Raw genomic sequence first — 23,442 nt, 5'->3', positions numbered from 1 at the left:
CATCAGGCTTATGGTATGTATTAAGACTAGCATAACATAGATGCAAAAAGTGTGACATGGAATAGATTAGTGGGATCGTTTACACAGCCAGTTTTCATTCTGAATGCCGAACATTTTGCATTATAAATCAAGGCGGGTACGAAAGGGGGATGCTCTTTATCCGAAAAGCGGGAGCGCGAGGCTCCCAATGCAGGGCATGAGGCTTACAAAGGACCGACGGCGTAGCCGTAGCCTTCCGCCTGTGACACAAACTCCAGGCGATGCGTAATGCAGTCCGGCGCGTCTTCGGCGTGATGTGACACGAACAGCAGCTGGGTTTTACCTTCACCAATCAGTACGTCGATAAAGCGCCGCACCAGCTGGCGATTAAGCGGGTCAAGCCCCTGTAGCGGTTCATCCAGAATCAGTAGCGTGGGGTGTTTTACCAGCGCGCGAACGATCAGTGCCAGCCGTTGCTGCCCCCACGACAGACTGTGGAACGGTGCATCCGCGGTGCGGTTATCGATGCCCAGAATCTCCAGCCACCCTTGAGCCAGCTTATGCTGCTTGTCAGATACCGCCTGATAAATCCCAATGGAATCGAAAAAGCCGGAGAGGATCACATTACGCACGTTGGTACTGACGCGGTAATCCAGATGCAGGCTGCTGCTGACATACCCGATATGCTTTTTGATGTCCCAGATGGTTTCCCCGCTGCCGCGCCGACGGCCAAACAGCGTTAAATCATTGCTGTAGCCCTGCGGGTGGTCGCCAGTGACCAGGCTTAACAGGGTCGATTTACCGGCGCCGTTCGGGCCGACAATCTGCCAGTGTTCACCGGCGTTTACCGTCCAGCTCAGGTCGTCGATGATCGGTTTGTCGTTATACGACACGCTGCCGTGATTGAGCACAATACGCGGCGCATCTTCCGGAAGTGAAAGACGTGCGGACGGCGCGTCAGGTTCTGGCAGCGCAATGCCGGTCAGCTTTTCACTGTGCGCCAGTTGGGCGACCAGCGCCTGCCCAAGCAGTGCTTTTTTGGTGCCGGTTTCCAGCAACGTACAGTCAGCGAGTACGCCCGCGAACTGCACAAAATCAGGGATCTCATCGAAGCGGTTCAACACCAGCACCAGCGTAATGCCGTCGTGATGCAGCGTTGCCAGCAATTCCGCCAGCGCCTGGCGCGAGGCCACGTCCAGCCCGTCAAACGGTTCGTCCAGAATCAGCAAATCGGGGTTGCTCATCAGCGCCTGGCACAGCAGCGTTTTGCGGGTTTCACCGGTGGAAAGGTATTTAAAGCGGCGTTCGAGTAAATAGCCAATACCGAAACGACTGGCGAGTGCCTGGCAGCGCGCTGCATCCTTCACTTCTTCCTGAATGATTTCCGCGGCAGTGCGACCGGTATCGTCTTCGCCGGGGCTGAGCAAATCGGTGTTGTTGCGTTGCCATTCGTCACTGACCAGTTTTTGCAGCTGTTCGAATGAGAGGCGAGTGGTTCGGGTGAATTCGCTTTCACGTCCACCGGACAGCAGCGTCAGTTCGCCCGACAGCGCTCGAGCCAGCGCGGATTTACCGCTGCCGTTGCTACCGACAAACGCCCAGGACTCGCCCGAGCGCAGCATTAAATTCTCAATGGCGAGGGTTTTAGTATCGCTAAGACGAAACGTGCCTTGCGAAATTTGCAATGATGACATTGTGTATCCCGTTTATTGCAGCGATTTTTATCAGGGATACGTCTTCTGGAAGGTAAAGTCAAGCCATCAGCAAAGGGTGGCGAGGATAACCCGGTCAGCGTTAAACCACGCGAGGGCCGATTCACCTTCATGTAAATCCTGGGCTTCTTCTAATGGCATCGTCGCGCAAAGAGTCTGTCCGTCGGGCAGCGTCATCAGCACTTCGCAGTGCGCGCTACCGCGCTCAATATGGCTGATAACCCCGGCGAGCTGGTTGTCGGCGGCTTGCGCAATATTCGCATCACGCGTAATGCCCACCCACGGTGCCTTTAACAACACCAGCACTTCTTTGCCTTCTTCCAGACCAAGACGTTCGCCACTTTGCGAGGTGAGGGCCACTTTCAAGCGGGTTTCGCCATCGGCCAGCAGCACGTCGACATGTTCCTGCACCTGCTGGTGGTCGCGACGGGTAATCGTGCCAAACCACTGATTACGGGCGCTGGTTTGCAGGGAAAAGCGAGAAATGGCGGCCAGCAGACTGTTCAACGGCAGGGCGTCATCATCGCTGAGCACGTCGAACGCTTTCTGCTGGATTTGCGCCAGCAGGTCGTAAAGCTGAATTAAACGCTGGCCGTAGCGGGTGAGTACTGCGCCGCCGCCGCCTTTGCCGCCAGTCGCACGGTCAACCAGCGGTTGTTCGCTGAGCTGATTCATTTCATTGATTGCATCCCAGGCGCTTTTGTAGCTGATCCCGGCATTCTTCGCGCCCTGGCTGATGGAGCCGGTAATCGCTATCTGCTTCAGCAAAGAAATACGCCGCGGATCGGCGAAAAGACGCTGCTGAAGTTTAAGGGTAAGAAGAATTTCGGCCTGCATATCAATGTCCTGCTCAGAAGATAGGGTGTTGGTCAACGCTATTATTGCACAGGCCATCGCACAAAAGGGGCGTGAGTTTCCTGATTAACGGGTTACAATAGAGTAATCACAATGTCTGGAGCTGACCATGTTAGAGTTGTTGAAAAGTCTGGTATTTGCCGTAATCATGGTTCCCGTGGTGATGGCTATCATCCTGGGGCTGATTTACGGTCTGGGTGAAGTGTTTAACGTTCTGTCGAACGTCGGCCACAAAGATAACGGCCGCCAGCAAAACCATTGATTTCAAGACGCCCGGCATCGCCGGGCGTTTTTTTATTCTCTCTTCCCATTTAAGTTCCTCTTCTTACTGCCGATAGTACCTCAGAATAACCACCACTTTGCGCTGGGAAAACCCTACTGTTATCGTTATATTATTGCGTACATAACGACACTCACAGGAGTCACAGATGGAACGTACATGGTTACGCCTTTTTGCGGGCGCGACATTATCCCTTGCGGTTGTGGGTCACGCAGCGGCGGCAGATGCAGGCAAAATTACCGTTTTCGCGGCAGCCTCGCTCACCAACGCGATGCAGGACATTGCCAAAGAATATAAAAAAGAGAAGCACGTCGATGTGGTCTCTTCTTTTGCTTCCTCCTCGACTCTGGCGCGCCAGATTGAAGCGGGTGCACCAGCCGATCTGTTTATTTCTGCTGACCAGAAATGGATGGATTACGCGGTAGAGAAAAAAGCGATTGATACCGCCACCCGTAAAACACTGTTGGGCAACAGCCTGGTGGTGGTCGCGCCGAAAGCCAGCGAGCAGGGCGAATTCACCATTGATGCGAAAACCAACTGGACCAGCCTGTTGAAAGGCGGCCGCATGGCGGTTGGCGATCCGGACCACGTTCCGGCGGGGATCTACGCGAAAGAAGCGCTCACCAAACTTGGCGCATGGGATACCCTGTCACCGAAACTGGCTCCGGCCGAAGACGTGCGCGGTGCTTTGGCATTAGTGGAACGTAACGAAGCGCCATTGGGTATCGTTTACGGTTCTGATGCCGTAGCCAGCAAAGGCGTCAAAGTTGTCGGCACCTTCCCTGAAGATTCGCATAAAAAAGTGGAATACCCGATGGCCATCACCGACGGGCATAACAACGCCACGGTTAATGCTTTCTACGATTACCTGAAAGGCCCGCAGGCTGCGGCCATCTTTAAACAGTACGGATTTACTACGCACTAATGATATTGACGGATCCCGAATGGCAGGCGGTACTGCTGAGCCTGAAAGTCTCATCCCTGGCGGTAGTGTTCAGCTTACCCTTTGGGATCTTCTTTGCCTGGCTGCTGGTGCGGCGTAATTTCCCAGGCAAAGCGCTGCTCGACAGCGTCATCCACCTTCCCCTGGTGCTGCCCCCGGTGGTGGTCGGTTATTTATTGCTGATTGCGATGGGGCGACGCGGTTTCATCGGCGCCTGGCTGTACGACTGGTTCGGTCTGACCTTTGCCTTTAGCTGGCGCGGCGCGGTACTCGCCGCGGCGGTGATGTCTTTCCCGCTGATGGTGCGTGCTATTCGCCTCGCGCTGGAAGGCGTCGACATCAAGCTTGAACAGGCGGCACGTACGCTTGGCGCAGGGCGCTGGCGGGTGTTTTTCACCATCACGCTGCCGCTGATGCTGCCGGGTATTATCGTCGGGACCGTGCTGGCCTTTGCCCGTTCGCTTGGCGAATTTGGCGCCACGATTACCTTTGTGTCGAACATTCCAGGCGAAACGCGCACGATTCCGTCGGCAATGTATACCCTGATCCAGACGCCAGGCGGGGAAGGCGCGGCCGCGCGGCTGTGCCTGATTTCCATCGTGCTGGCGCTGGTTTCCCTGCTGATATCTGAATGGCTGGCGAAACTGAGCCGCGAACGGACGGGGAAATAATCATGCTGGAACTCAATTTCACCCAGACGCTGGGCAATCACTGCCTGACCATCAATGAATCGCTTCCCGCCGCCGGGATAACCGCGGTGTTCGGCGTGTCCGGTGCCGGGAAAACGTCGCTGATCAACGCCATCAGCGGCCTGACAAAACCCCAGCAGGGGCGCATCGTCCTCAATAAACGCGTCCTGAACGACACCGAGAAAAGGATTTGCCTGTCGCCGGAAAAACGCCGCATCGGCTACGTGTTCCAGGATGCACGCCTGTTTCCACACTACAAAGTGCGCGGCAATCTGCGCTACGGCATGGCGAAAAGCATGGCCGGACAGTTCGACAAAATGGTGTCGCTGCTTGGCATCGAAGCGCTGCTCGACCGTCTGCCCGGCAGCCTGTCCGGCGGCGAAAAACAGCGCGTAGCGATTGGCCGGGCGCTGCTGACCGCGCCGGAACTGCTGCTGCTCGACGAACCGCTGGCCTCGCTGGATATTCCGCGCAAGCGCGAGCTTCTGCCGTATCTGCAACGCCTGGCCCGTGAAATCAACATCCCGATGCTCTACGTCAGCCACTCGCTGGAAGAAATTCTGCATCTGGCTGATAAAGTGCTGGTGCTGGAAGACGGAAAAGTGAAGGCGTTTGGCAACCTGGAGGACGTCTGGGGCAGCAGCGTGATGCACCCGTGGCTGCCGCAGGATCAACAGAGCAGCGTGCTGAAAGTCACCGTGCTGGAGCACCATCCGCATTACGCGATGACGGCGCTGGCGCTGGGCGATCAGCATCTGTGGGTCAATAAGCTCGAGCAGCCGGTGCATTCCTCGGTGCGCATTCGCGTTCAGGCGTCCGACGTGTCGCTGGTGTTACAGCCGCCAGTGCAGACCAGTATTCGTAACGTGCTGCGCGCGAAAGTGGTGCAGTGCTACGACAATAACGGCCAGGTGGAGGTGCAGCTTGAGGTGGGCGGCCGCACGCTATGGGCGCGCATCAGCCCGTGGGCCCGCGATGACCTGGCAGTGAAGCCAGGTCAGTGGCTGTATGCGCAGATAAAAAGCGTGTCGATCAGCGCCTGATTACAGCAGGTGGGTGTAGATGTATTCGGCGATGCTGTGGGTCGAGTTATCGCCAATCACCACGTTGGCGCGAGCTTTTACCGCGTCATCGGCATTGCCCATCGCCACCCCGGTTCCTGCCGCTTCAAGCATACTGATGTCGTTAAAATTATCGCCAAACGCCACCACGTCCTTCATCGACAAGCCCTGAGATTCGACCCAGCGCGCCAGGCGATAGCCTTTGCTGTTGCCCTTACGCGCGATATCGACCTGATCGTGCCACGACCATTCACACTCTAAATCCAGCGTCTGGGCCGCATGGTTGGCGAAGGTGTTGAGCTTTTGTGTGTCTTCGTCGGTCAGGGCGAATTTCCACACTGATTTCACATCCTGCGCAGCCTGAATCAAAGAATCGACCTGCGTAAAGGAAGGGCGCTGTTCTTCTGGCAGCTTCTGCGCCCAGTTCAGCGTGCGCGTCACGTGCCCGGTGGCTTCTTCATACATCATGGTGTCATCCACGTACATCAGGCCGTGAATATTGTGCTCCGCCAGCAGGTTCACCAACGCATGAGCTTTTTCGACCGGCATCGGATCGCCTTCAAGAACCTTTTTTGCCTGATAATCATACAAATAAGTGCCGTTACAGCAAATTGCAGGTGTATCCAGCGCCAGTGCCTGATAAAAAGGATGGATAGCAACGTGATGTCGGCCGGTCACGATCAGAATCTGATAGCCTGCTTCTTTCGCGCGCGACAGCGCTTCAAGCGATTGCGGAAGAATGGTTTTCGTTGAGGTCAGCAGGGTGCCGTCTAAATCCAGGGCTATCACGCGTGATGTCATGTTGTCATCCAGGTTAATGTTGAAAAATATGCAGCTCACGATGGTACACCGCAGCGCGCGCAGGGCAAATTTTTCAGCACTCACTATTCTCTTAATTCGCCTCCACGTGCAATAAGGAAGGAGTTTTCATGAAACAAACCGTATATACCGCGAGTCCGGAAAGCCAGCAGATCCACGTCTGGAGCCTCCATCAGGATGGCAAATTGACCCTGGTACAGGTGGTCGACGTGCCAGGTCAGGTTCAGCCGATGGTCATCAGTCCGGATAAACAATATCTGTACGTGGGTGTTCGCCCGGAGTTTCGCGTTATTGCCTACCGTATTGCGCCGGACGATGGCGCGCTGACGTTTGCCGGTGAGTCTGCGCTGCCGGGTAGCCCGACCCACATTTCCACCGATCATTCCGGCAAATTCCTGTTCAGCGGCTCGTATAACCAGGCCTGCGTCAGCGTGACGCGTCTGGAAGAAGGCCTGCCGGTGGGTGTGGTTGACGTGGTCGAAGGCCTCGACGGCTGCCACTCGGCGAACATCACACCGGACAACCGCACCCTGTGGGTACCCGCCCTGAAGCAGGATCGCATCTGCCTGTTTACGCTGAGCGACGACGGGAAACTGGTCGCGCAAACGCCAGCGGAAGTCGCCACCGTTGAAGGCGCTGGCCCGCGTCACATGGCATTCCACCCGAATCAGCAATACGCTTACTGCGTGAATGAACTGAACAGCAGCGTTGACGTGTGGGAACTGAGCGACCCGCACGGCGAAATCGAATGCGTACAAACGCTGGATATGATGCCGCCAGATTTCACCGGCACTCGCTGGGCGGCAGACATTCACATCACCCCGGATGGCCGTCACCTGTATACCTGTGACCGCACCTCCAGCACGCTGACGGTGTTCACCATTTCTGAAGACGGTAGCGTACTTGAAGTGCAGGGCTTCCAGCCGACCGAAACGCAGCCGCGTGGTTTTAACGTCGATCACAGCGGAAAATATGTGCTGGCGGTAGGTCAGAAATCACATCACCTTGCGGTCTATGAAATCAAAGGCGAACAGGGGCTTCTGGAAGAGAAAGGACGTTACGCCGTAGGCCAGGGCCCGATGTGGGTAGTGGTTAACGCGCACTGATTCTATTGTCGATCGGATAAGCGGAGCGTCACCCGAAAGAAAAAGAAAAATCGCGCTTTTGCACCATGATTTTTCTGCCGGGTTATTGAAGAAGGCCGTAACGGGTTGCGTTACGGCCTTATTTATTTCATTGATGCCAGCCTTTTAATATCACGTTTATTGCGCGCCTTGTTTTGTAAGGGCACCCTGGTTGTGTTTTATTATGAACATTATATTTGCCCGGTGATTGATTCGGTGTTTGTTTATTATTTTTGTGAATTTATTGGTTGCGATGTCTAATTTTGCACAGTGGGGTAGTGTTTTAATTATCAGGCGTCAGGAGTATTCTTCTTTATAAAATTCAGCGTTGTATAAAAAGGATATTTATCAATGGCAGGGCAATCTGGAACTGTTCAACAGCAGGATTCGTTAAATCGTTATTTGTTATTTTTTCCCCACCGTAAAAACATCCCGGTAGATGTTCATTCTTTTACAGGCGTTGAGACATTAAGTCAGCCGTATCGCTATACCCTCCGTTTCACCAGTCCTGAGCAAAACCTTCCAATAAATGCTGTGCTTAACCAGACGGCTGAATTTGTTCTCCGCGCCCCTAACCCCAACGCAACCTGGCACAGACAGTCTCCCTGGCTGCCGGTGCGACACATCAATGGCGTGATCACCTCGTTTTCCCGCATCAAATCCTCCGGCGATGAAGCGTTTTATGAATGCGTTCTGGAGCACGAACTGGCACTGCTGGACCGCAACTATCGCTCTGCCGTTTATATAGGAACGTCTGTCCCTGAGCTAGTCACGAAGTTGATGCAAGACAGCGGGTATTTTGACGGCTACAACATCGACTTCGATAAGCTGAGCCACACCTATCCGCGTCGGGAAATGATTATTCAGTGGAAGGAAACCGACCTGACATTTATCCGACGGTTGCTGGCTGAAGTCGGGATCTGGTTCCGCTTTGAAAATCACGACCAGGTACCGACGGAAACCGTGGTTATTTTCGGTGATTCAGCCGGGCGCTATATTTTCAGAGACAAGAAGCTGCCGTACGTCCGTAATTCTGGCCTGACCAGTTACAACGAGTACATTACGGACCTGGAAGAGCAGCACACGCTGATCCCCAAAAACGTGCTGGTACGGACCTATAACTATCGTGACCCGCAATCCCCACAAACCGATAAAACGATTGAAACGCATGATATCCCTGACGGCGTCGCCACCGGGCGAGAATATCACTACGCCGATCACTATCTGACTAAAGGGGATTTGGACGGCGAAGAGGGGGAAACTGCAACGTTTTACGCCCGCCTGCGTTACGAACGGCTGCTGAATGATCAGAGTATTTTGAAGGCAACGACCAGCGATCCGGAACTTCAGCCCGGCATGATGTTCACCCCAACCGGACCTATTCCCGACAGTTTTAAATCAGGCTATTTGATTTCGTCGATGACGATCAGCGGAAGCCGGGCTGAACACTATCGCGCGACCCTGGGCGGCATTCCGTATCTCAATGGCTACAGTTTTCGCCCGGCATTGCTGGCGCGTCCGGTGATTGCCGGATCGGTACCCGCACGTGTGGCCGCCATCGTGGGGGATAAAACCTACGCCGGGGTAGATGCACAGGGCCGCTACCGCGTGAAGTTTGATTTTGACCTCGATGAGCAACGGGAGGGTTTTGAAAGTGCGCTGGTGCGTCTGGGCCGACCGTATGCGGGTGACAAATACGGTTTTCACTTCCCACTGCTGGACAAGACTGAAGTCGCAGTGATGTTTGAAAACGGCGACCCGGACAGGCCGTATATTGCCCAGGCCATGCATGATGGCGCCCGTCCTGATCTGGTTACAAACCGCAACGATACCCGAAACATCATCCGCACCGCCGGTCTGAACAAAATCCGCCTTGAGGACCGCCGCGGCAAGGAACACGTCAAAATTTCGACTGAGTACGAAAAGAGCCAGCTTAGCGTCGGTCACCTGGTCGATGCCGAAGGGAAACCGCGCGGCGAAGGGGTAGAAGCGCGAACCGATAACCGGATGACGCTGCGTGCCGCGAAAGGGATGCTCATCACCACCGAAGCCCAGCCCCGTGCTCAGGGGCAGCAACTGGATATGGCCGACGCCGTCGCGCAGCTGGAAAAAGCCTTGTCACTGGCGAGAACGTTGCAACAAAGCGCCCTGACAGCGGGGGCCGACCCTGTAGAAACCGACCCGCAGACTATGTTGAAGCAGACGCTGAACATGCTGAGCGGCGCGGGCATTCTAACGTACGCGGGCGAAGGGCTGGCCCAGGTGACGCCGCAAAGCCTGCAACTGTCGGCGGGAAAAGATTTGATCGCGACGGCGGGAAATAACGCCACGGTGAACGTCGTTAAAAAACTCTCGATGGCCGTTGGGGACAAACTCTCTCTGTTTGTCCGCAAACTCGGTATCCAGATGATTGCCGGTGCCGGGGATATCAACACCCAGGCCCAGCGCGGCGCAATGCACATGCTGTCGCAGCAGGATTTCACCCTGACCAGTACGGAGGGGAAAATGAACGGCAGCGCGAAGCAGGGCATGCAGTTTACCTGTGGGGGCGGAGGGATACGTATCAGCCCGAACGGGTTGGTGACTATTTTCTCTCCGACGGGTATTGAACTGAAAGGCCCGAATCTGAAATACGACGGCCCGGAAAGCGCTCAGGTCCAGACGCCCTCGTTTAATAAAGGGGCGTTTAAACAGCGTTACCAGTTGCACTCACCTGATGACGACCAACAAATCCTCGCCAACAAAAAATTCAGAATGACCAGCTCGTCCGGGCAGGTAATAGAGGGGATGACCGACAGTGACGGTTATACCCCGCTCATTGATGCGGACGATCTTGATACGCTTAAAATGGAGTTGATGGAATGACGGAGCCGACGAAAAAAAGCCCTTATGCCCCACGTGTCGTTTCCGAGGGCGATGTCCCGGTACACAAAGACCTGGGGCAAGTGGCGCAGACGTGCCGGGTGGCCGTGCCGCGCCCCATGCCCTGTATCGTTATCCTGGTTCACGGGGTTAACGACGTCGGGGAGGCGTATCAGAATCAGGAGAAAGGGATCATTGCCGGGCTGAGTAAGCGCCTGGCCCGGACGGATTTGTACGCGCACGGCTGGCGCGATTTCATCATGACGCACAACGAAGAAGCCCAGAAGAAAATCACAGAGCCAGGCCGTTCGCCGGTGATCCCGTTCTACTGGGGATACAAGCCGGTCACACATGCCGATTACCGGGCTGACCAGCAACGTTACGGGGACGAAGTGCGTAAGCTGTCATCGCAGGCCCGTCTGCCTTATGACGCGTATCAGGAAGATAACGCGAAGAATAAAGCTGCACTGGGTAATGATGATAAAAGCCCGTTTACGTTTCAGAACGACAACTTTAAAAACGGCCTCGATGTGAATTTCGCCAAAGGGGGCGGGACCTTTGCGAACGCCACCACCTGCATCCCCGACATGCTCGGGCCGGGAGCGGGTGGCGTTGCCCTGGCCGCCGCCGGTTTTGGTTCGTTGTATGCAAATGGCGGTGATTATACCCACCCCATTTTCGCTAACCCGCACCGTATCTACCAGTTTTTTGCCGCCCAGCGACTGGCGGATTTGATTATTCAAATTCGGGCAGAACCCGTTACTGAGAATGATGTGATTAACGTGGTGGCGCACAGCCAGGGCACGATCCTCACCATGTTGGCGAATATGCTGGTTAAACAGGCTGGGTACGATCCGGTGAACTGCACCATCCTGAATCATTCCCCGTACTCCCTGGAGGGGCGACTGCTTGAAAACGGTCAGCCTGGCCATCATCAGACGGAGCTTGCGCGGGTGGAGACATTCAGGAACTTCTGCAAGCTGATGGCCATGCAGTACAAAGGCGGAGAGTTATCTGACGGAGATATGCAGGCGATGGAATCCAGCTGCACGTCACGGAAAGCGGCAGACAACCCACTGCGGGAAGACATGAGATACCGGCGCAACAATAACGGTAAAGTTTATAACTACTGGTGTCCCCAGGATGGCACGGTGTCGCTGCAAAATATCCAGGGCTTTGGCTGGCGCGGTATTCCGAATGAGATAGCCAAAGATATCCCGAATCTGCGCCAGCGTGCATTTTGCCAGCACCGCTGGGTAGGGCAAGCCGAACAGGGTAAACCGTTCAGTATGGCTCCGGAGCGTGAAGGGGATTTCCGTACCACGCCGGGGATGAATGCGGGCTATTCCTACAGTGATGTGGTGATTAACGGCGAAGAGCTGCCCGAGCCTTTTATCTTCGAACTGCAGGGCGAGCGAAACAAAAAAGATGACGACCCGGCAACCTGCGACACGCCATATAAAGCGTATATCGACCCAGACAGCCCGGATGCCTATATCTCTTATTCAGCGAAGGCGTACGCCATCAAACGCACCGAAAGCGCGACGTATCAGGTGAGCAGTTACGAGAGTCTCAGCTGGCGACCGGGCCATGTTCTGACGCCCGACGAGCTGAAAATAGAGAGTTATGACCGCAAGCGGGAAGTGATTCGCGGCATCGTTACGGGAACAAAAGATTTTCAAAGCGTGACGCTAACCTGGCTGAAAACCCCGGAAGAACTACAGGCGGAATGGCAGAAAACCGACCCGGTAGGCTACAGCCAGCACTCGTCAATCGTCATGAGCGAATTTGCGCCGTCTCACGCGATGGCGTTTGACCTGGCCATCGGTCAGTGCAAGGCATTCGACTATAAGGCCGGGAAGTTCTGGGAGGATCTGCTACACCGGGCTGACTGGCGCGACCCGCTGAATGGTTACGCTGATGCTAAAGACTATTACCGGACGGGAAAACTAGATGAGCAGATCACAAAATGGTTCATGAACAAACCCGATAAGGTCCTGCCGAAAGGTGAGTTTGGGGTGGTAAACCGGTTTAACAACGGGACGAAAGTTGTTCCGTCCCGTGACATGGCTGAAGGAAACAAAGAAGTCCCAAACCTGCAATGGGATATGCCCAAACCACTAAGTGACAGCCAACTGGCAGAAGGATAAATAATGAAAGGATTTTTTACGGCACTGATGACCGCCGCCGTTTTACTGGCGGCCGGATGCCAGGCAAAAGAGCCACCGACGCAGGTCGTCTATCGTTTTGATGACCACCGTTATCTTGAGCTGAAAGGCTGGGACTGCGAAGGTGAACTCTGGTATACGGATACGCAACGGGGGATTCATACCGAACCTGTCAGCCAGTTTTACCGCATTTTCACAAAAAAATTTGTTCATCCTTCCGAGCGTTATATTGCGATCACCGGCTGGGGGGCCGGGGGATTCATGGTATCAAAAGACTATGGTCAAACTTGGAATCTTGCACAATTCTCACCATCCGGAAATGAGCCTAACGGGGACAACCGTGGCCCTTACGATGACGTTCTTTCCTTCACCGTCGTCAAAGACCAGGGATTTTTACAGACCAAACACCGGCTGTATATGTCGTCCAGGCCATTTGGTGATCCGCGCCTGGCAACTGGTGGCCCTGGGCTTACTTATACAGCCTCAGATGGTGCAGTACATCACATAGATCCGCGTTCACCCGGCTGGGCCTGGGGCATGGTGTATATGACGAAGCAAGGCCTGCAAGAAACTACCGAACAGTTTAAGACTAATTGGCAGGATCAACCCGATCAGGTACCAGAAGTTAAAGGTTACACGGGTTGGGACCACATGCGCTGCGATATGGATAAGGGGCGCTAAGAATGAAAGGATTTCAAACACTGCTAACGGCTACTACCGTTTTACTGGCGGCCGGATGCCAGGCAAAAGAGCCACCGACCCAAGTAGTTTACCGCTTTGATGACCACCGTTATCTGGAATTGACGGGCTGGGACTGCGAGGGGGCACTCTGGTATACGGATATGCAGCGAGGAATACATTCGGAAATTTACTCCCAGATGTATCGTATTTTTACCCGGAGATATGTACATCCCTCAGAGCGTTACATCGCTATACCGGGGTGGGAGACAGTAACAAGTGGTTTTGCAGTATCTAAGGACTCAGGGAAGACGTGGGAAATTGGTGGTGCACACATGTCTCCTGGTGGAAATGAACCTAGCGGGGATAATGCACCGTACTATGATGACGTACTTTCCTTCACCGTTGTCAACGACCAGGGATTTTTACAGACCAAACATCGGCTGTATATGTCATCCAAACCGTTTGGTGATCCACGTATTGTTGAGGGGGGGCCGGGAATTACCTACACACTTGAAGACGGAACGGTGCAGAGAATTGAACCAAGTTCTCCAGGCTGGAAATGGGGAATGGTGTATTTAACAAAAGAGGGACTGGTAGGAAAAGTTGTCAGTCATGAGACAAATTATCAAAACTTGCCGGACCAGGTGCCTGAAGTAAAAGGTTACACGGGTTGGGACCACATGCGCTGCGATATGGATGCGGGACGATAAGGAGATAAAAATATGAACGGAGTTATACGTCTTAACGACCCGCTGGTGAGCGGCGGAAAGGTGATTACAGCGTCAGGCGCGGAGTTTATGGGGATACCCGTTGCGCTAAAGGACGATAAGGTTCAATGCCCGGAACATAAGGGCACGTTTTCTATTTTGCAGTGTCACGCAACCTGGACAATGCACGGTCGGGGCGTGGTGGTGGATGGCTGTAAAGCAGAGTGTGGGTGTGTAATAAAAACCACGCTGCCAATGGCGGGAGCTGTGTGATGAAAAAATGGTGGTTGTTTGAGAAACAAGAAGAACCGGATCGGACTGATTATTCTGCGCTACAGGCGGTTATTTTCACACTGATAGTCATTGTCATCTGTGTTGCCATTCGGGCGGTGACGTGGCCCGGCGATAAGCATGTTGATATCAGTTTTATCGGTCAGGCGGTGTTTATTCCAATGCTGTGCGCGCTAGGTCTCTTTTTTTTTCTGATGATATCCGCCAGTGCGGAGAGACTTTACACGGAAAGCCAGTGGGAAATAGCAAAGTCCCAGGAGAACGCGCTCAAAACCTATGCCAGCAACTCACTGACTCTTGCAGGCTGGGCGCTTCTTACCCCTCTTGAAGAACCTGCACTTAACATGCTCAAACTGGAGGGGGAGTTTCCGCTGGCACCGAAAACGCCGCTTAATATTCCCCGTGATGACGTGTTTGAATTTACCCCCAATGAACAACTGTTCAACCGGCTACTGGCCCCGCTGACCGAAAAGCTGAAAACCTCTCATTACAAATCGTTTGAATCTGCACTGTGGGTTCGCGGCGGTGATGAATCATGTTGTGACGATTTGCGGCGGACGTTCCAACGGTTGGGGCTGACATCCCACAACATTGAATATCTGCCGGAGTGTCCGGATTACTCTCTGATTAATGACTGGATAGACAATGCGCGCGGTTACGTGTTTAACCAGTTGCTGATCATCGTGGATGTGCACGATGAAGAGAGCGATTCCAAAGCGATGGAAAATGCCACGGCTCTGCTGCTGACAAATGACTATTGGAAAACGGAGGCGGAGAAGCCGGTATACCTTTTTCGGCCAATATCGGGCATAACAGACATCGAAGAAACGCTGCCTGTTTACCTGCAAGTCAAACCCGTCAACACGCCGAAAACACTGTGGTACACCGGTCTGTCTAAAGTGGAGAAATACCCACTCATGCAGGGGCTCGACGAGGCTAAGCTGGTGGCTAACCGGCTAGAGCTGGAAACGTCGTTTGGGGATAAATCGGCGGGTTATCGCTGGCTGGCGTTAGCGCTGGCGGCAGAGGCGGTAAAATATGCGCAGGGCGACCAGCTAATAGCCGCCTCTGACAGTAACCGATTAGATATAACCCCGCTGTCATCACGTTTAACGGCGTTATCCACAGAGTCCTTGTATGTGGAATATACCCGACCCTGGCAGTATGGGGGATACGCGGGATTAATGATTGCATTCGCCGCAGTATTTGGGAGCAATATATTTAATGATGCTGGCCCCAAGGGTGAGTTATCACACGGAATGGCTTTATTCATGATGATAGCCATTATTGTCATATGTTTGAGTATTGGGATTTTCATAAACGTGCATACTCAAAACAAAGCCTATGAACAAATGAAAAGGCCGTAACGTTATCCGTTACGGCCTCTTTAATTATTTAACGTTCAGGCAGTATGTTGAGCGAGTGTTATCGCTTAAGCCTGATGATTATTTCTTCGGTTCAGCCACAACATAACTTCCCACGCCGCGGTTGTTGTATTCCCACATGCGGTTGAAGTTGGTGTCGTTCAGGTTACGCTGCTCTTCGCCTTTATCGTTCTTCGCGCCGGTGTTGCCGCTGAACGGACGTTTGGAGATAGCGGCATCGGCCCAGGGTTGGGCATTGTTGAAGCCTTCGTTGATCGCGCTGTCGCGAATAACGACCTGACCGTTGGTGCTGCCGTCGACGTCCAGAGAACGACCGAGCTGCGCCACGCCGTCACCGGCCGCGTTAAAGCGACTGTTGGTGGCGAGGAAACCGTAGAACAGGTTGGACTGCGTGGCCGGAGCGAACACGTACGCTTCTTTCTGGGTACGGGAGTTCACGACCTGGAAACTAGTGTTATCGAACACGACTGCGCCACGACCGGAAACGATATCCACATCCCCTTCGAGGTAGCTATTCGTCACCAGCGTACGGGCGATGCGGTCGTTTTGCAGTTTGTTCTGCACGCCACTGTTAGTGACAAAGAAGGTGTTCTGACGGCCAAGAAGATTGACCTTGTTCAGCTGCACTTTATCACCGTCGCTGCGCAGGGCTACAGCCTGATGATTGCCCGCATCGACGCTGTCGCCCAGGGTGTTAGAGATGGTCAGGTTCTGCAATTGCAGACCGTTGTTCTGCGACCAGAAGACCGCAGAACACATCACGCCCACGGTGGCGGTGTGCTTGCTCTGACAGGTGTCGAACATGTACCACGCCGGTTTGCCAGGCATGTATTTGCCCGCCGGGTTAACCAGACGACGCCAGGTAGTTGGGTCGATTTCAGAATCGATAGCCAGGCCGATTTTCACGTCAGCGGCTTTGTCGCCGATACCATAAATGGTCAGGCTACCCGGTGCGGCTGGCACATACACGGTGCCTTCATATTCGCCCGGCATCACCGCGATATAGCTGCGAGAGCTGCTGTGACGCGCGATAGCGGCATCCACGGCGGCCTGAATAGTCGTGTGCGTTACGCCTTCAGTCCCGGCTGGGCCAACCACGAAATCTGCTTTAGCAGGCGTCGCAATGGTAGAAGGAGACCACGGAGCCGCTTTCGGGTCCATGGTGGAGAAATAACGTTCCTGCACGAAGTTTTTCGCTTCGCCAGCCGTCAGAATTGGGCGAGAAGACGTCCCCGGCGCTTCCTGAGTAGAAGGCTGCTGATCGGGTGGCGTTGAGCTGCAGGCGGTAAGCGTCACGCCAAAAGCGAGCGCGAGCGCCAGACGAGAAACCGAGAATGTATTCATGGTGCTCCAGGCTGAATGTAGTGGAAAGTGTCCCTAAAACCTGACTTTTTATACTATGTTGAGCGAAACGGGAAGCAATGCCGCAAAAAAGTTGCAGGTAAGCGCTTACCGCGCCGCGCGGAATATCACAAAAAAGCAACATATTCCCGCGGAAGGTTGACATCGCCCGCGTTGCTATCAATAAATGTCTATACAACTTATGACAAGTGATTCTCTCATGTCTGAACATACTGATACCGACATCATCTGGCATAACGCCCGGCTTGCCACCTTCGATCCCAACCATGCTCAGCCTTACGGTTTACTGGAACATCACGCGCTGGTGGTTCGGGACGGGCGTATTGTGGATATCCTGCCTGAATCAGCGCTGGCGTCCCGAAAAGGTAAGCGCATCGATCTAGAAGGTCGGCTGGTCACGCCGGGCCTGATCGACTGCCACACGCATCTGGTGTTTGGCGGCAGCCGCGCCACCGAATGGGAGCAGCGGCTGAATGGTGTTTCGTATCAGACCATCAGCGCAAATGGCGGGGGCATTAACGCCACCGTGCAAGCCACCCGGGCCGCCAGTGAGGAGGAGCTGACTCGCCTGGCGCAGCAGCGTCTGACGCGGTTGATGCAGGAAGGGGTGACCACGGTAGAAGTAAAGTCCGGATATGGTCTGGACATGGCCAACGAACGAAAAATGCTGCACATCGCGCAGCATCTGGCGGCGACCAACGCCGTCGATATCAGCCCGACATTATTGGCCGCGCATGCGATCCCGACAGAATATAAAGGCCGGGGCGAGGACTACATCACCCTGGTCTGCGAAGACATTATGCCGACGCTGTGGCTGGAAGGGTTATTTGAAGCCGTGGATGCCTTCTGTGAAAACGTCGGATTTACCCCGGAACAGACCGACCGCGTGTTCAGCGCCGCGCAAGTGCTTAATATTCCGGTGAAGGGCCACGTTGAACAGCTTTCTTCGCTGGGTGGCGCGCAGCTGGTCAGCCGCTATAAAGGACGTTCTGCCGATCATATTGAATATCTGACGGAAGAAGGTGTCGCGGCGATGGCCAACAGCGGCACGGTCGCGGTACTGCTGCCCGGAGCATTTTACTTCCTCAATGAAACGCAAAAACCGCCGGTGGACACACTGCGTCGTTACCACGTCCCGATGGCGGTAGCGACGGATTACAACCCCGGCACCAGCCCGTTCGCCAGCCTGCATCTGGCGATGAACATGGCCTGCGTGAAATTCGGCCTCACGCCCGAAGAAGCGTGGACCGGCGTCACCCGCCACGCCGCGCGTGCCCTGGGCCGCGAGCATTCGCACGGACAGCTGGCGGTGGGTTTTGTGGCCGATTTCGCCATTTGGGACGCCGAACATCCGGTTGAAATGGTGTACGAACCGGGGCGCAATCCGCTCTGGCAGCGCGTGTTTCGCGGCGAGGTCACGCCATGAATCTCTGGCAACCGACGCCGCCGGAACTGTGGCAGGGGCGTGATGACAGCGCCGAATCGCCCGCGGCAAAACGTCTTTTTCAGACAGTAACGGTCACAAGCGACTTTGCCCCCGAAATGCATCGTGGGAAAATAGCCCTGCTCGGATTTGCCTGTGACGAAGGCGTAAAGCGCAATCAGGGGCGGCCGGGCGCCCAGCAGGGGCCGGACGCGCTGCGCAAGGCGTTAGCCAACATGGCCAGTCACGCCGGGCATGATGTGCTGGTTGATCTCGGTAACGTGCACGCCGAACCGGGATGCCTGGAACCGGCGCAGCAGGCGCTGCACGACGCGGTGCTGGCCTGTCAGCGCGCGCAGATGAAAACCCTGGTATTCGGCGGCGGACATGAAACGGCCTGGCCTCACGGTTCCGGCGTGCTCGACGCCTTCCCGAATGAAAACGTCGCAATCGTCAATCTTGATGCGCACCTGGATTTGCGTCATGCCGCTGAGGCCACCTCTGGCACGCCGTTCCGCCAGCTGGCGTTGCACTGCGAAAGCCAGAACCGACGCTTTAATTACACCTGCTATGGCGCCAGCCGCGCGGCAAACACGCAGGCGCTGTGGCAAGAAGCGCGCGAGCGTCACGTCACCGTGCTGGAAGATTTAACCCTGCTCGATGACCACGTCGGCGCGCTGCAACAGGATCTTCAGCGGGTGATTGCGGAACATGACCGCATTTATCTGACCATCGATCTGGATGTGCTCCCGGCCTGGGAAATGCCGGCGGTATCGGCTCCGGCAGCGCTGGGCGTCCCGTTGGCAATCTTGTTGCGAATAGTCATGCCGCTGTGTCAGAGTGGCAAACTGCAGGCGGTTGATTTGGTTGAATTCAATCCGCAGTACGACCGAGACGGACAGGGTGCCCGCACGGCGGCCAGACTGGCCTGGCAAATTGTTCATTGCTGGCATGCGTGACAGCACCCGCATTAATAAAGGATGGCACATGTATTCACCGCGAACCGGCGCCCCCGCGCCGTTCTATGAGAAGATCAAACGCGTTATCAGCGACAATATCGCCGCGGGTATCTGGCGTCCGCATGACCGCATTCCTTCGGAAGCGGAGCTGGTGGCGCAGTTTGGCTTCAGCCGGATGACCATCAACCGCGCGCTGCGTGAGCTGACTGACGAAGGCTTGCTGGTTCGCTTACAGGGGGTCGGGACGTTTGTCGCCGAGCCAAAAGGGCAGTCGGCGCTGTTTGAAGTGCACAGCATTGCCGATGAAATCGCCGCCCGTCAGCATCAGCACCGCTGTGAAGTGCTGCTGCTGGAAGCCGTCAACGCCGATACACAGCAGGCGCAGGCGCTGAACGTGGCCGAAGGCACGCGCATTTTCCACTCGCTGATGGTGCATTTCGAAAACGACGTGCCGGTCCAGATTGAAGATCGCTGCGTGAATGCTGAGGTGGTGCCGGAATACCTGCAACAGGATTACACCAACACGACTGCACATGACTACCTGTCGCTGATTGCGCCGCTCACCGAAGGGGAGCACATCGTTGAAGCGGTAAAAGCCAGTGCCGAAGAGTGCCGCTTGCTCACCATCCACGAACACGATCCGTGCCTGTTAATTCGCCGCCGCACCTGGTCGCGCACCGGGATCGTTTCTCACGCCCGTCTGATTTTCCCTGGGAGCCGTTATCGCCTACAGGGCCATTTTCCCTCGTGACCCATTGCGTCAGCAAAAGCGTGATTGCTGACGCAAGATAGCAAAAATGTATCAATCTTGTTAAATCCTGGCTTGCGAACGATTGTATAGACAAGTATATATTTCTTGTCTTCATCGTATCCGTCAGGAGTTTTCCGATGTCCCAGAATAAATACCGTCCCCAGGAAATCCGTGCGCCGCGCGGGAACACGCTCACCGCCAAAAGCTGGCTCACCGAAGCCCCGCTGCGCATGTTAATGAACAACCTCGACCCGGACGTGGCGGAGAATCCGCACGAGCTGGTGGTCTATGGGGGGATTGGGCGCGCGGCCCGCAACTGGGAATGCTACGACGCGATGGTCGAAGCCCTGAAAAACCTCGAAAACGATGAGACTCTGTTAGTGCAGTCCGGCAAACCGGTGGGCGTGTTTAAAACCCACGACAACGCGCCGCGAGTGCTGATTGCCAACTCCAACCTCGTCCCACACTGGGCGACGTGGGAACACTTCAACGAACTCGACGCGAAAGGGCTGGCGATGTACGGCCAGATGACCGCCGGGAGCTGGATTTACATCGGCAGTCAGGGCATCGTGCAGGGCACCTACGAAACCTTCGTCGAAGCCGGACGCCAGCATTACAACGGCAACCTGCAAGGGCGTTGGGTCCTCACCGCTGGGCTTGGCGGAATGGGCGGTGCGCAGCCGTTAGCCGCTACCTTAGCCGGGGCCTGTTCTCTGGTGATTGAATGCCAGCAGAGCCGCATCGATTTCCGTCTTCGCACCCAATACATCGACGAACAAGCCGAATCGCTGGACGATGCGATGGTTCGTATCAAAAAATACACCGCCGAAGGCCGCGCCGTTTCCGTGGCGCTGCGCGCTAACGCCGCCGATGTATTGCCGGAACTGGTTAAACGCGGCGTGCGTCCGGATATGGTCACCGACCAGACCAGCGCGCACGATCCGCTGCACGGCTATCTGCCGCAGGGCTGGACGTGGGAAGCGTATCAGCAGAAGGCCGAAAGTGACCCGCAGGGCACGGTGAAAGCCGCCAAACAGTCGATGGCGGAACACGTCAGCGCGATGCTGGCGTTTAACGCGATGGGCGTCCCGACCTTCGATTACGGCAATAACATCCGCCAGATGGCGAAAGAAATGGGCGTCAGCAACGCCTTTGATTTCCCGGGCTTCGTCCCGGCTTATATTCGCCCGCTGTTCTGCCGCGGTATCGGCCCGTTCCGCTGGGTCGCGCTCTCCGGCGACCCGCAGGATATCTACAAAACCGATGCCAAAGTGAAAGAAATTATCAGCGACGACCAACATCTGCATCGCTGGCTGGATATGGCCCGCGAGCGCATCAGCTTCCAGGGCTTACCGGCGCGCATCTGCTGGGTGGGTCTGGAATGGCGGCAAAAACTCGGCCTGGCGTTTAACGAAATGGTACGTTCCGGCGAAGTGTCGGCCCCGATTGTGATTGGGCGCGACCACCTGGATTCTGGGTCTGTCGCCAGCCCCAACCGTGAAACCGAAGCCATGCGCGACGGTTCCGATGCAGTCTCTGACTGGCCGTTGCTGAACGCCTTACTCAACACCGCCAGCGGTGCTACCTGGGTGTCGTTGCACCACGGCGGTGGCGTCGGGATGGGCTTTTCACAGCACGCCGGAATGGTTATTGTCTGCGACGGCACCGATGAGGCCGCGGCGCGTATCGCCCGCGTTCTGCATAACGACCCGGCCACCGGCGTGATGCGACATGCCGACGCAGGCTATGAAATCGCGGTAGAATGCGCCGCTGAACAGGGACTGAATTTACCGATGATTGCTGCAACCCAGGGGCAGAAAAAATGAGCACACTTAACCTGATTCCGGGTCAGTTGACCCTTGCCCAACTGTTGAATATTTATCGCCAGCCGCAAACATTGACGCTCGATGAAAGCGCTATTGCAGGCATTAACGCCAGCGTCGCCTGCGTGAATGCGATTATGGCTGAAGGGCGCACCGCCTACGGCATAAATACCGGTTTTGGCCTGCTGGCTTCAACCCGCATCGCCACCGCCGATCTGGAAAATCTTCAACGTTCGCTGGTGCTTTCGCACGCAGCGGGCGTCGGTGAAGCACTGGACGACGCGATGGTGCGTCTGATCATGGTCCTGAAAATTAACAGCCTGGCGCGCGGTTTTTCCGGCATCCGTCTGAGCGTGATTGACGCGCTGATGGCACTGGTGAATCACGACGTTTACCCGTGTATTCCGGCGAAAGGCTCTGTCGGCGCATCCGGTGATCTGGCTCCGCTGGCGCACATGTCGTTGACGCTGCTTGGCGAGGGCAAAGCCCGCTGGCAGGGCGAATGGCTGCCTGCCAAAGAGGCGCTGAAAAAGGCTGGGCTGGAGCCGCTGACACTGGCCGCGAAAGAAGGGCTGGCACTGCTGAACGGCACCCAGGCATCGACCGCCTTTGCGCTGCGTGGCCTGTTTGAAGCCGAAGAACTGTTTAGCTCGGCGGTGATTTGCGGTGCGCTGACGACCGAAGCGGCACTGGGATCGCGTCGTCCGTTCGATGCCCGCATTCACGAAGCGCGCGGCCAGCGTGGGCAAATTGATGCGGCGGCGATGTATCGTCACGTGCTGACCGATTCCAGCGCCGTTTCGCAGTCCCACGCCAAATGCAGCAAAGTGCAGGACCCGTATTCATTGCGCTGCCAGCCGCAGGTGATGGGCGCGTGCCTGACCCAGATGCGTCAGGCGAAAGAGGTGTTACTCACCGAAGCGAACGCAGTATCGGACAACCCGTTGGTGTTTGCTGACGAAAATGAAGTCATTTCCGGCGGTAACTTCCACGCAGAGCCGGTGGCGATGGCGGCCGACAACCTCGCGCTGGCCATTGCTGAAATTGGCTCGCTGGCCGAACGCCGGATTGCGCTGCTGATGGACAGCCACATGTCGCAGCTGCCGCCGTTCCTGGTGAAAAATGGCGGGGTTAACTCCGGTTTTATGATTGCGCAGGTCACCGCCGCGGCGCTGGCCAGTGAAAACAAAGCGCTGTCGCATCCGCACAGCGTCGATAGCTTGCCGACCTCCGCCAACCAGGAAGACCACGTTTCCATGGCCCCTGCCGCCGGGCGTCGTCTGTGGGAAATGGCGGCTAACACCCGTGGCGTGATTGCCGTGGAATGGCTGGCGGCAGTGCAGGGCATTGATATGCGCGAAGGGCTGACCACCAGTCCGGTGCTGGAACAGGCGCGTCATTTGCTGCGTGAAAAAGTCTCGCACTACGTGCAGGACCGTTTCTTCGCGCCGGATATCGAAGCGGCGATTGAAATGATTGCCGAAGGGCAATTGCAGAAGCTGGTGGAACCGGTGCTGTAATTGATTGCCCGGCGGCGCAAGCTTGCCGGGCCTACGAGCTGTGAGTGG

The 23,442-nt window shown here is 55.7% G+C and carries 19 protein-coding genes and 1 pseudogene; 16 read left to right on the top strand and 4 right to left on the bottom strand.

From position 1 onward, the window contains the following. Positions 1-203 precede the first annotated feature (203 nt). The gene (gene modF, locus A8O29_RS15880) at positions 204-1,673 is read right to left on the bottom strand and encodes a molybdate ABC transporter ATP-binding protein ModF (RefSeq protein ID WP_125354752.1); all 1,470 of its coding nucleotides are present in this window, start codon (positions 1,671-1,673) and stop codon (positions 204-206) included. Positions 1,674-1,739: 66 nt separating this feature from the next. Next, positions 1,740-2,528: a molybdenum-dependent transcriptional regulator gene (modE, locus tag A8O29_RS15875; RefSeq protein WP_125354753.1), complete on the bottom strand. Its 789-nt coding sequence runs from the start codon at positions 2,526-2,528 to the stop codon at positions 1,740-1,742. Between the two features lie 127 nt (positions 2,529-2,655). Between modE and A8O29_RS15870 the strand changes: the two genes are divergently transcribed. The 4 genes from A8O29_RS15870 to modC all read left to right on the top strand — a co-directional run bounded on the left by A8O29_RS15870 (position 2,656) and on the right by modC (position 5,501). Next, the gene (locus tag A8O29_RS15870) at positions 2,656-2,808 is read left to right on the top strand and encodes an AcrZ family multidrug efflux pump-associated protein (RefSeq protein WP_125354754.1); all 153 of its coding nucleotides are present in this window, start codon (positions 2,656-2,658) and stop codon (positions 2,806-2,808) included. Positions 2,809-2,974: 166 nt separating this feature from the next. After that, positions 2,975-3,751 carry a molybdate ABC transporter substrate-binding protein gene (gene modA, locus A8O29_RS15865; RefSeq protein WP_174081368.1) on the top strand — a complete coding sequence of 259 codons (777 nt, stop codon included), beginning with the start codon at positions 2,975-2,977 and terminating at the stop codon, positions 3,749-3,751. Further along, positions 3,751-4,440 carry a molybdate ABC transporter permease subunit gene (gene modB / locus A8O29_RS15860; RefSeq protein ID WP_125354755.1) on the top strand — a complete coding sequence of 230 codons (690 nt, stop codon included), beginning with the start codon at positions 3,751-3,753 and terminating at the stop codon, positions 4,438-4,440. Before modA ends, modB begins: the two co-directional genes overlap by 1 nt. Before the next feature lie 2 nt (positions 4,441-4,442). Next, positions 4,443-5,501 (top strand): molybdenum ABC transporter ATP-binding protein ModC, encoded by a 1,059-nt coding sequence (modC, locus tag A8O29_RS15855; RefSeq protein ID WP_125354756.1) that lies wholly within the window; start codon positions 4,443-4,445, stop codon positions 5,499-5,501. Here the strand turns inward: modC and A8O29_RS15850 are convergent, their stop codons facing one another. Beyond that, positions 5,502-6,320, bottom strand: coding sequence for a pyridoxal phosphatase (locus A8O29_RS15850; protein WP_125354757.1), 819 nt, complete (start codon positions 6,318-6,320; stop codon positions 5,502-5,504). A 128-nt stretch (positions 6,321-6,448) separates the two neighbouring features. Here A8O29_RS15850 and pgl point away from each other — a divergent pair, with 128 nt between their 5' ends. From pgl to A8O29_RS15815, 7 genes are all read left to right on the top strand, one after another. Further along, entirely contained in the window at positions 6,449-7,444 is a 996-nt protein-coding gene (pgl, locus tag A8O29_RS15845) for a 6-phosphogluconolactonase (RefSeq protein WP_125354758.1), read from the top strand. 369 nt (positions 7,445-7,813) lie between these two features. After that, positions 7,814-10,327, top strand: coding sequence for a type VI secretion system Vgr family protein (locus A8O29_RS15840; protein WP_125354759.1), 2,514 nt, complete (start codon positions 7,814-7,816; stop codon positions 10,325-10,327). Next, positions 10,324-12,474, top strand: coding sequence for a T6SS effector phospholipase Tle3 domain-containing protein (locus A8O29_RS15835; protein WP_125354760.1), 2,151 nt, complete (start codon positions 10,324-10,326; stop codon positions 12,472-12,474). Before A8O29_RS15840 ends, A8O29_RS15835 begins: the two co-directional genes overlap by 4 nt. Positions 12,475-12,477: 3 nt before the next feature. Next, positions 12,478-13,173, top strand: a complete 696-nt coding sequence (locus A8O29_RS15830) for a T6SS immunity protein Tli3 family protein (RefSeq protein ID WP_125354761.1) — start codon at positions 12,478-12,480, stop codon at positions 13,171-13,173. Between the two features lie 2 nt (positions 13,174-13,175). Beyond that, a complete protein-coding gene (locus A8O29_RS15825; RefSeq protein WP_174081367.1) occupies positions 13,176-13,883 on the top strand; it encodes a T6SS immunity protein Tli3 family protein in 708 nt (235 codons plus the stop codon). Positions 13,884-13,895: 12 nt separating this feature from the next. After that, complete coding sequence (locus tag A8O29_RS15820; RefSeq protein WP_133460248.1) at positions 13,896-14,153, top strand: PAAR domain-containing protein; 258 nt, start codon at positions 13,896-13,898, stop codon at positions 14,151-14,153. Beyond that, positions 14,153-15,538, top strand: coding sequence for a hypothetical protein (locus A8O29_RS15815; protein ID WP_174081366.1), 1,386 nt, complete (start codon positions 14,153-14,155; stop codon positions 15,536-15,538). The genes A8O29_RS15820 and A8O29_RS15815 overlap by 1 nt, the downstream gene beginning before the upstream one ends. Before the next feature lie 78 nt (positions 15,539-15,616). Here the strand turns inward: A8O29_RS15815 and A8O29_RS15810 are convergent, their stop codons facing one another. Continuing rightward, complete coding sequence (locus A8O29_RS15810; protein WP_125354503.1) at positions 15,617-16,900, bottom strand: putative acyl-CoA thioester hydrolase; 1,284 nt, start codon at positions 16,898-16,900, stop codon at positions 15,617-15,619. A 156-nt stretch (positions 16,901-17,056) separates the two neighbouring features. Between A8O29_RS15810 and hutI the strand changes: the two are divergent. From hutI to hutH, 5 genes and pseudogenes are all read left to right on the top strand, one after another. After that, positions 17,057-18,344, top strand: a pseudogene (gene hutI, locus A8O29_RS15805) (imidazolonepropionase). Then, positions 18,341-19,300: a formimidoylglutamase gene (hutG, locus tag A8O29_RS15800; RefSeq protein ID WP_125354505.1), complete on the top strand. Its 960-nt coding sequence runs from the start codon at positions 18,341-18,343 to the stop codon at positions 19,298-19,300. The pseudogene hutI and the gene hutG overlap by 4 nt, the downstream one beginning before the upstream one ends. A gap of 28 nt (positions 19,301-19,328) precedes the next feature. Beyond that, positions 19,329-20,051, top strand: a complete 723-nt coding sequence (locus A8O29_RS15795; protein WP_125354506.1) for a histidine utilization repressor — start codon at positions 19,329-19,331, stop codon at positions 20,049-20,051. A 137-nt stretch (positions 20,052-20,188) separates the two neighbouring features. After that, complete coding sequence (gene hutU, locus A8O29_RS15790; protein ID WP_174081365.1) at positions 20,189-21,877, top strand: urocanate hydratase; 1,689 nt, start codon at positions 20,189-20,191, stop codon at positions 21,875-21,877. Further along, the gene (gene hutH / locus A8O29_RS15785; RefSeq protein WP_125354507.1) at positions 21,874-23,394 is read left to right on the top strand and encodes a histidine ammonia-lyase; all 1,521 of its coding nucleotides are present in this window, start codon (positions 21,874-21,876) and stop codon (positions 23,392-23,394) included. The genes hutU and hutH overlap by 4 nt, the downstream gene beginning before the upstream one ends. Positions 23,395-23,442 lie beyond the last annotated feature (48 nt).

It is taken from the genome of Scandinavium goeteborgense, from assembly GCF_003935895.2.
Classification (GTDB): Bacteria; Pseudomonadota; Gammaproteobacteria; order Enterobacterales; family Enterobacteriaceae; genus Scandinavium; species Scandinavium goeteborgense.
This window is presented reverse-complemented; position numbering and strand designations above follow the sequence as displayed.

Coding starts and splice junctions, on each gene's coding strand:
- modF (WP_125354752.1), bottom strand. CDS start 1,673: ATGTCATCATTGCAAATTTCGCAAGGCACGTTTCGTCTTAGCGATACT.
- modE (WP_125354753.1), bottom strand. CDS start 2,528: ATGCAGGCCGAAATTCTTCTTACCCTTAAACTTCAGCAGCGTCTTTTC.
- A8O29_RS15870 (WP_125354754.1), top strand. CDS start 2,656: ATGTTAGAGTTGTTGAAAAGTCTGGTATTTGCCGTAATCATGGTTCCC.
- modA (WP_174081368.1), top strand. CDS start 2,975: ATGGAACGTACATGGTTACGCCTTTTTGCGGGCGCGACATTATCCCTT.
- modB (WP_125354755.1), top strand. CDS start 3,751: ATGATATTGACGGATCCCGAATGGCAGGCGGTACTGCTGAGCCTGAAA.
- modC (WP_125354756.1), top strand. CDS start 4,443: ATGCTGGAACTCAATTTCACCCAGACGCTGGGCAATCACTGCCTGACC.
- A8O29_RS15850 (WP_125354757.1), bottom strand. CDS start 6,320: ATGACATCACGCGTGATAGCCCTGGATTTAGACGGCACCCTGCTGACC.
- pgl (WP_125354758.1), top strand. CDS start 6,449: ATGAAACAAACCGTATATACCGCGAGTCCGGAAAGCCAGCAGATCCAC.
- A8O29_RS15840 (WP_125354759.1), top strand. CDS start 7,814: ATGGCAGGGCAATCTGGAACTGTTCAACAGCAGGATTCGTTAAATCGT.
- A8O29_RS15835 (WP_125354760.1), top strand. CDS start 10,324: ATGACGGAGCCGACGAAAAAAAGCCCTTATGCCCCACGTGTCGTTTCC.
- A8O29_RS15830 (WP_125354761.1), top strand. CDS start 12,478: ATGAAAGGATTTTTTACGGCACTGATGACCGCCGCCGTTTTACTGGCG.
- A8O29_RS15825 (WP_174081367.1), top strand. CDS start 13,176: ATGAAAGGATTTCAAACACTGCTAACGGCTACTACCGTTTTACTGGCG.
- A8O29_RS15820 (WP_133460248.1), top strand. CDS start 13,896: ATGAACGGAGTTATACGTCTTAACGACCCGCTGGTGAGCGGCGGAAAG.
- A8O29_RS15815 (WP_174081366.1), top strand. CDS start 14,153: ATGAAAAAATGGTGGTTGTTTGAGAAACAAGAAGAACCGGATCGGACT.
- A8O29_RS15810 (WP_125354503.1), bottom strand. CDS start 16,900: ATGAATACATTCTCGGTTTCTCGTCTGGCGCTCGCGCTCGCTTTTGGC.
- hutG (WP_125354505.1), top strand. CDS start 18,341: ATGAATCTCTGGCAACCGACGCCGCCGGAACTGTGGCAGGGGCGTGAT.
- A8O29_RS15795 (WP_125354506.1), top strand. CDS start 19,329: ATGTATTCACCGCGAACCGGCGCCCCCGCGCCGTTCTATGAGAAGATC.
- hutU (WP_174081365.1), top strand. CDS start 20,189: ATGTCCCAGAATAAATACCGTCCCCAGGAAATCCGTGCGCCGCGCGGG.
- hutH (WP_125354507.1), top strand. CDS start 21,874: ATGAGCACACTTAACCTGATTCCGGGTCAGTTGACCCTTGCCCAACTG.